The organism is Blautia sp. OF03-13 (genome assembly GCF_003460685.1).
Lineage (GTDB): Bacteria > Bacillota > Clostridia > Lachnospirales > Lachnospiraceae > Fusicatenibacter > Fusicatenibacter saccharivorans.
The window spans coordinates 1-7,297 of the sequence record NZ_QTVR01000044.1; the positions used below are offsets into that span (position 1 = coordinate 1).

General features: G+C 32.1%; 7 protein-coding genes. All 7 read left to right on the forward strand.

Annotated elements, in window-relative coordinates:
- On the forward strand, positions 1 to 482 hold a 482-nt coding region (locus DXA55_RS16515; RefSeq protein ID WP_330415364.1), incomplete at its 5' end, for a hypothetical protein.
- On the forward strand, positions 475 to 936 hold the full coding sequence (locus DXA55_RS17400) for a hypothetical protein (protein WP_199605864.1): 462 nt from the start codon (positions 475 to 477) through the stop codon (positions 934 to 936). The genes DXA55_RS16515 and DXA55_RS17400, both read left to right, overlap by 8 nt.
- Before the next feature lie 765 nt (positions 937 to 1,701).
- Complete coding sequence (locus DXA55_RS16525) at positions 1,702 to 2,076, forward strand: hypothetical protein (RefSeq protein WP_055280113.1); 375 nt, start codon at positions 1,702 to 1,704, stop codon at positions 2,074 to 2,076.
- An 8-nt stretch (positions 2,077 to 2,084) separates the two neighbouring features.
- Positions 2,085 to 2,888 (forward strand): HNH endonuclease, encoded by an 804-nt coding sequence (locus DXA55_RS16530; protein ID WP_227094043.1) that lies wholly within the window; start codon positions 2,085 to 2,087, stop codon positions 2,886 to 2,888.
- A 16-nt stretch (positions 2,889 to 2,904) separates the two neighbouring features.
- On the forward strand, positions 2,905 to 3,411 hold the full coding sequence (locus DXA55_RS16535) for a hypothetical protein (RefSeq protein ID WP_055280112.1): 507 nt from the start codon (positions 2,905 to 2,907) through the stop codon (positions 3,409 to 3,411).
- Between the two features lie 91 nt (positions 3,412 to 3,502).
- Positions 3,503 to 5,491 (forward strand): ATP-dependent nuclease, encoded by a 1,989-nt coding sequence (locus DXA55_RS16540; protein WP_117804159.1) that lies wholly within the window; start codon positions 3,503 to 3,505, stop codon positions 5,489 to 5,491.
- A gap of 15 nt (positions 5,492 to 5,506) precedes the next feature.
- Complete coding sequence (locus tag DXA55_RS16545) at positions 5,507 to 7,273, forward strand: UvrD-helicase domain-containing protein (protein ID WP_117804160.1); 1,767 nt, start codon at positions 5,507 to 5,509, stop codon at positions 7,271 to 7,273.
- Positions 7,274 to 7,297 lie beyond the last annotated feature (24 nt).

Here is a 7,297-nt window from a genome sequence, read left to right on the forward strand (position 1 = left end):
CAAGAAATATAAGTGATGATGGAAAAGAAATAGTTGATATACCAGGATATGATTCTTATATTAAAAAGGAAACAGTGGAGGCTTTGAGTGCTTATAAGTATGTTGGTAAGTCAAGAAATATAAGTGATGATGGAAAAGAAATAGTTGATATACCAGGATATGATTCTTATATTAAAAAGGAAACAGTGGAGGCTTTGAGTGCTTATAAGTATGTTGGTAATCAAAATGTATATTTAACACCCAATATGACATATAAACCAAGAGTAATGCGTAATACAAAGAATGTTGTTGTAAATGGTTCTGTAGCTGTGTTAATTCCAAAAGAGGATATTCATTTAACAGAGAAACAGATGGAATATTTTTCGTCTGATGAATATAGAAAATTTTATCAAATAGCGAGAAATTACCAGACACGTTCTTTAAATGTAGATGCGACAAGTGTTTTTTTCTATGGTGTACTAAAGGAGTGCTGTAATGGATAATGCAACTATACAAGAGTTTTTAGATGAACATGATTATGATATTAGAAAGACACATAATGGTCGTTGGATAGATCAAAAATGCACAATGGACGTTGTGTGTCTGGTATCAGACTGTATTGTTGAATATACAAGTGGTAGAAACAGAAAAAGCTTTACTGTAAATGATATTTGGTACAATGATTATACAGTAGATAATGTACAACAGATATTTAGCAAGCCAAATCCAACAGAAAAGGCATCCAATGAATATGATAAGTATTTTGGTCAGCCGATAAAATTATTAGATGCTGCTGGAATAATTCATGGAGAGAAAAGTGGACATGGGTATGTTTATTCTATAGTCAATCAGGATTTATTAGAATATATAAGCTTTAGAGAACGAAACTGCTATAATTTTCTTTGTCTTTATATTGAAAAAGTGCTCAGAGATAGTGGGATTTATAGAATTGTTTGAGTATTTTTTCGTTTACAAGATAAGAATAGTTTCAAAGAATTAAAAGATTCATTATACATCGTTTACTATACAAAATACACCTATTAATGGTGCAAAGGAATGTGGGCGTATTTTTACAAAAGTGTTAAATCCCTTAGCATGTAAATACAAAAAGTGTGGAACTGAAAGAGGTCATATTTCAAAAGATATTATTACTCAAGATAAAATTATGTATAACCAGAGAAATTGGCGAGATATATTATCGGAGAAGCCTAAAGATATGACTAGAGTAGATTATGAAGTTACATTGCCAAAACCAGATGAAGACTATATGACCACATATCGTATAAACAGAGCCAAGAGAAATCTTCGTAGATTTAATGATGTATATCGTAATAGTAAAACGGAAGTGTATGATGAGCGACACATAGATGATCCGGCAACTCAGATGCATCATATTTTCCTGCCAATGAATATCCACAGATTGCAGATTATTTAGAAAATCTGATTGCATTAACTCCTACACAACATTTTACTTATGCGCATCCAAATAATAATACTCAGTATATTGATCGGGCATACCAATATTTATGTTTAATTGCAAAGACTGGTTCAATAAGAGACAATTTAATTGGGCATAAGAATGAACCTGTAATATACGATTTTTATCTGTATCAAAATGTATTGAATACAGGCTTAGAAACAGATGAATTCTTTGAAGTGCAGGAGATGGATTTTGACGGATTGCTAAATAAGATTGAAAAATATTATTAGTGAGGATACGAAATGAAACGAAAAGAATTTAAGGAAACATTGTTTGAGACATTGAATAATGTTGTGGATGGAATGTCATATGACGATAAAATGATACTTGTGCATAATTTATTAGTGGATTACGAAAAGGATAATGAAGAAAAGCGTGATACTTCCAATAAAGGTAGTAAATGGACAGATGAAGAACTGAAAATTATTTTGTCTGACGCACCTACAAAAGAAAATTGTGTGAAATATGCTAGGTTATTTAAAAGGGGATATGGCAGTATAGAACAGATTTATAGATGGTCGGTGACTACAACAAAAGAAATGACAGACGAACGAAAAAGCGATAGTTTCATATTGCAGGTAAAGAGAATTGCAAAAGAATTAGGAATCAGAGGATAGGTATGTTTATGAAATTAGATTGGGGTAATGTTTTAAAATTTGCTGATGAGAGAGAGTATTATGAAGTACTAGGATTTCTGGCAAAAGATGAAGAGTATATAAGGGTTTATACGGAAAGTAATGATAAATCTGGAGCATGGGCACCACAAGGGAGATTATTATTAAGAAATGTGGATATTAGTTCTATACCAGAACCCTTAATGAAAGCATTTGAGACAAGTTTAGATGGAAGAATTAGCGAAACAAAATATGTAAAAAACCTAAAAGAAAATCATTATTTCACCAAGGAAGTTGATCCCACAGGAAGTGATTTTACTAAATGGTTATACAAAGAGTCTCTTGAAAAAGTTTTGGGAACAGTGCCAAAAGAATATGAAAAAGATTTTTATCGAGGATATCATTGGAATTGTGAAGTAGTTAAGAGAGTGAGAAATATATCTGCAAATGATATTAATTTGACAGAAGAAACGAAGCAGGAAGAATCGCAGCCACGCACAGAGGGGAAGAAAACTGTTTACTACACAACAAAGTATGAACGAAGTGTTCAAAATCGAGAAGAAGCAATACGTATACATGGAACAAAATGCATGATATGTGGTTTCGATTTTGAAAAGAAATATGGAGAATTAGGCAAAGGGTATATAGAAGTTCATCATATTAAACCGCTTTCCGATTTAAATGAAGAAGTTGTGGTAAATCCTGCAACAGATTTAATATGTGTATGTTCAAATTGCCATAGGATGCTACATAGGTTTAGAAATTATATGGTTTCAGTAGAGGAACTTAGACAAATTGTAGAAGATAAAAAATGATGATAGGAGAAATATTATGATTACATTAGATTATACAACATATAATCCACGTTGGAAACATTCAGGAATAAGATACAGCTCATGGGAAGCATTTGCGTTTGCTCTTGGGTATTTGGCAAATAGGTTGCATTATAGGAATATAAATGATTCAGGATTGATAGAACTTCACTTTGAAAGTAATGATAATCAAGGGGCATGGGGAAAAGAAGGAAGAATACATTATTATGGGGAACGTGCGTATTTATCATCAGAATTTTTAGATTGGTATAACGCAAAAAGTGCAGGTGTAAACAACATAACATATCGAATAAATTCTAATGATTATATGTATTCATTAGTGTATGATTTTGGTTTTGAAGTAAAAAGATATGTTGGTTATACAACGGCAGATATTTTTCCGCCTACACATAATGCATTTGTTGTAGTTTGGAATGTGTTGGAAAATTATTTGGTGCAGGATGGCAGTTTTAATGGTCAAATTGATTGCATTCATCAGTACTACATAGAGGGATGGAGTAAATAGAAAAATATTTTTGTAAATGATATAAAAGGTATTTCGGGATAAAGATAGTACACAGATTACTTCTGCGTGTATCAGTGGAAAGGATGCAAATATGTATATATCGAAAATAAAAATAAAAAACTACAGATTGCTTATAGATGCTGAATTAGAAGTTGATGCTAAGACTACGTTAATTGTTGGTCGAAATAATACAGCTAAGACATCATGTTTGGCATGTATAGAAAATGTGTTGAATGGACATCCGTTTTCCTTTGATGACTATCCGTTGGTTAAAAGAAAAACATTGTATGAAATAATAGCTTCATTTATGGCAAAAGAAATTTCTTTTGAATCGTTATGTGAGCAATTAGAACCAATATCTATAGAGTTCTTTGTAGATTATTCTTTAGAAGATTTAGAGGATAATTTAGGGGCACTATCGCCTTTTATTATAGATGTGGATGTAGATACTACCACTGCATTAATTCGTGTGGAATTTCGGTTAAAGCCAGATGAAAAAGTGTTATGGAGAACATTGGAAGAAAGCTATTACCCAAATGGTGTTTTTGTACCATCAGATGAGGCTCGGGATGTTATCAGTACTAATTTTTCAAAACTTTTTGAATTAGTAATTTATGCAGTGAATCCTAAAAATCCAAAGGAAACACAAATAAAGAAACATAAAGAATTGGAAGAACTTTTCCCATTTCATATTATTCCGGCAGAACGTCTCCTTGGAGAGGATGGAACACAGAATAGTTCTCTTTCTTCGCTTATTTCAGAATTTTTCGAAATGAATGAAGAAGAACTGGATCCAAGTGTTGCAGAAAAAGTCAAGGAGTTGCGTGCTATTGTTGAGAAAGCAAATAAAAATGTTCAGAAACAAAGTGATAGCATTTTAAGTTCACTTGTAAATGATTCGGTTGGGTTTGGGTATCCAAACGGAGAAGAACTTCAACTAGGAGTTACTACTCAATTAAGTATTGATGATCAGATAAAAAATCAAACTCAGCTTTCATACACAGTAGGTACAAGTAATGAATGTCTTCCAGGTACATATAATGGATTGGGCTATAAAAATCTAATTAAAATGGAGTTTCTTCTTGCGGCATTTGCGAAGAAGATAGAAAAGTGCGGAAATGCTTGTATACCATTACTTTTTATTGAGGAACCGGAATCTCATATGCATCCACAGATGCAGCATGCTTTTGCGGAATATTTAGAAGCGTTTCTTGGGAAAATTACTTCTGTAGGAATTCAGACTCTTTTAACTTCACATTCTGCTCAAGTTGCTAATACTATGGCTTTCTCAAAAGTTCGATATGCACAAAAAACAAAAGAAGGAGTTATTTATAGAAATTTAAATTCATTTGCACAGGAAAATCCAGATAATAGTGATTTTATTAGAAAATATCTTACATTAACCAAATGTGATTTGTTTTTTGCGGATAAAGCAATTTTGGTTGAAGGAGCATCAGAACGGTTATTAATACCTGATATGATAGATAAGTGCAATAAGTCAGGAGATTTTAGTTCACAGAAATATAAATTACCAGCTCAATATTATACTATAATTGAAATAGGTGGTGCGTATGCTTATAAGTTTATTCCATTTATTGAGTTTTTAGGTATTCCGTGTCTTATACTTACGGATGTAGATTCTGTATTGGGGCAAGAAGGTAAAAATGGACAAATATATTATAAATCTGTTCCGGTTTCGTGTGGTGAAACAACATCTAATGAAACTTTAAAATGGTGGGTTCGAAAGAATAAAGGGTTGTCGAACGATGACAAAACCCAAATTGATTTGGCAGATATAATATCAATGTCTTCTGACGATAAAACCAGAGGAAAATGTCATATTGAATTCCAAACAAAAGAGAATGAATTATGTGGACATTCTTTAGAAGAAGCTATTCGGAATGTCAATCGTTCACATTATGGATTAAGTGATAGCCCGACCGAAGATGATCTGGAGTTTTCTGGAAAATGTAAAACAGATTTTGCACTTAAACTTATTTATGAGTGTACTGATTATAACATTCCGACATACATTAGATCTGGATTAATATGGCTTAATAACCAAAAGGTACTTGAATAAAAAGGATGATGGATTATGTGTGAAAATTATCATGGTGCAAATTATGAATTAGCAAAAGCTGAAGCTGATAAAGTAGACGAGAAAATTATTGAAGCATTACGGGATGGACATAGTTTTCGTGTTGAAGCAGGTGCGGGGTCAGGAAAGACTTATTCGCTTAATAGAGTCATTGAATGGATACAAGAAAATATGTGGTCTAAATATAGTCGAAAAAAGCAAAATGTAGTTTGTATTACATATACGAACGCTGCTGTAGAGGTAATCACAGAAAGATTATCAAAAGATTCATTTATTATTCCATCTACAATTCATTCGTTTGCTTGGAATGCAATCAAACAATATCAAAGCTATCTTGTGGATGTTGTAACAACAGACCCTGATTTTTTACCAGATGAAAGTGACTTTTTTAAGGTTAATGAAGTTACATATACTTTAGGACATCGATATAAGGAAAATGGAGTTCAGTACCTTTATCATGATGATGTTCTTAAGCTGTTTTGTAAACTATTGGATAATGCGAAATTTAGACGTGTATTTTCTGATAAATATCCTTTGATTCTGATTGATGAATATCAAGACTCATATAAACCGATTATCGAACGCTTTATTAAATATTTTATTGCTGAAAAGAAATCTCCACAATTTGCTTTTTTCGGAGATGCGTGGCAAACTATTTATCAGTCAAATAAAGCTTGTGGGATTATAGAACATAAAAATTTAGAAGTGATAAAAAAAGGTGCAAATTTTAGATCTTCTCCAAGAATTGTTCAACTTTTGAATGATATACGACCAGATTTGCCACAAACATCTGCGATAGATAACTTTCAGGGTGAAGTAGTTGTAATCACATGTGAGGATTATGACGGAGAACGTCGTACTGATCGTAATTTTCAAGGCGAATTGCCACCAGAAGAGTTAAAAATACGTTTAAATAAAATCTTCGAAGAAATAAAACAAAATACAGCGGATTCTGATACATTAAAAATTTTAATGATTACACATAAAGTATTGGCTGCACAACAGGGATATGAACGACTTTTAAGTATCATTAACGATGGTTTACGTGACAAGGAAGATCCCTTTCTTTTGTTTTTTATGGACACCGTTGAACCAATTTACCATGCATTAGAAACATTAAATATGCAGTTGCTTTTTGATACTTTAGGAATTAAGAGATATCCAATTACTAAAAAATCGGAGAAAGAGAAGTGGAAAATTTTTCAAGAGAAATTACGAGAAGCAAGAGAGAAAAGAGCAATTGATGTTATTGAGGTTATAAATGAAACAAAATTAATTCCTTTTCCACCTAAATTGGATGGATGGTATCATTTGTATCGTAATGCACCGGGAACAATATATTCATCTAATGCGTCAATTCAAGCATTTTTGGAGTTGGATTATACGCAATTCATTTCGGCAATAGAATTTTTATATCCTGAAGCGTTATTTTCCACAGAACATGGAGTCAAAGGAGAAGAATATGACAATGTTATTTTTGTCATTAGTAGGGGCTGGAATATGTACCAGTTTGAAACATATGCACCTATGATAACTGGAAAGGCTTCCATTCCGAGTGGGAAGCAGATTTCTTTTGAACGAAATCGTAATTTGTTTTATGTTTGTTGTTCAAGACCAAGAAAGCGGTTATTTTTCTTTGTGACGATTCCTATAGATCAGACTTTTAAAGAATTTTTAATGGAACTTGTTGGAAAAGAAAATTATTATACTTATAGCCAATGGATAATGAATAAGAAAATATCACAGAAATCGAATGAAAAGTAAAAGAACATTGTGTTAGAAAGCAAA

Bases quoted from the DNA above. Each gene is read 5' to 3' on its own strand.
- DXA55_RS17400 (WP_199605864.1), top strand. From the start codon at position 475: ATGGATAATGCAACTATACAAGAGTTTTTAGATGAACATGATTATGAT.
- DXA55_RS16525 (WP_055280113.1), top strand. From the start codon at position 1,702: ATGAAACGAAAAGAATTTAAGGAAACATTGTTTGAGACATTGAATAAT.
- DXA55_RS16530 (WP_227094043.1), top strand. From the start codon at position 2,085: ATGAAATTAGATTGGGGTAATGTTTTAAAATTTGCTGATGAGAGAGAG.
- DXA55_RS16535 (WP_055280112.1), top strand. From the start codon at position 2,905: ATGATTACATTAGATTATACAACATATAATCCACGTTGGAAACATTCA.
- DXA55_RS16540 (WP_117804159.1), top strand. From the start codon at position 3,503: ATGTATATATCGAAAATAAAAATAAAAAACTACAGATTGCTTATAGAT.
- DXA55_RS16545 (WP_117804160.1), top strand. From the start codon at position 5,507: ATGTGTGAAAATTATCATGGTGCAAATTATGAATTAGCAAAAGCTGAA.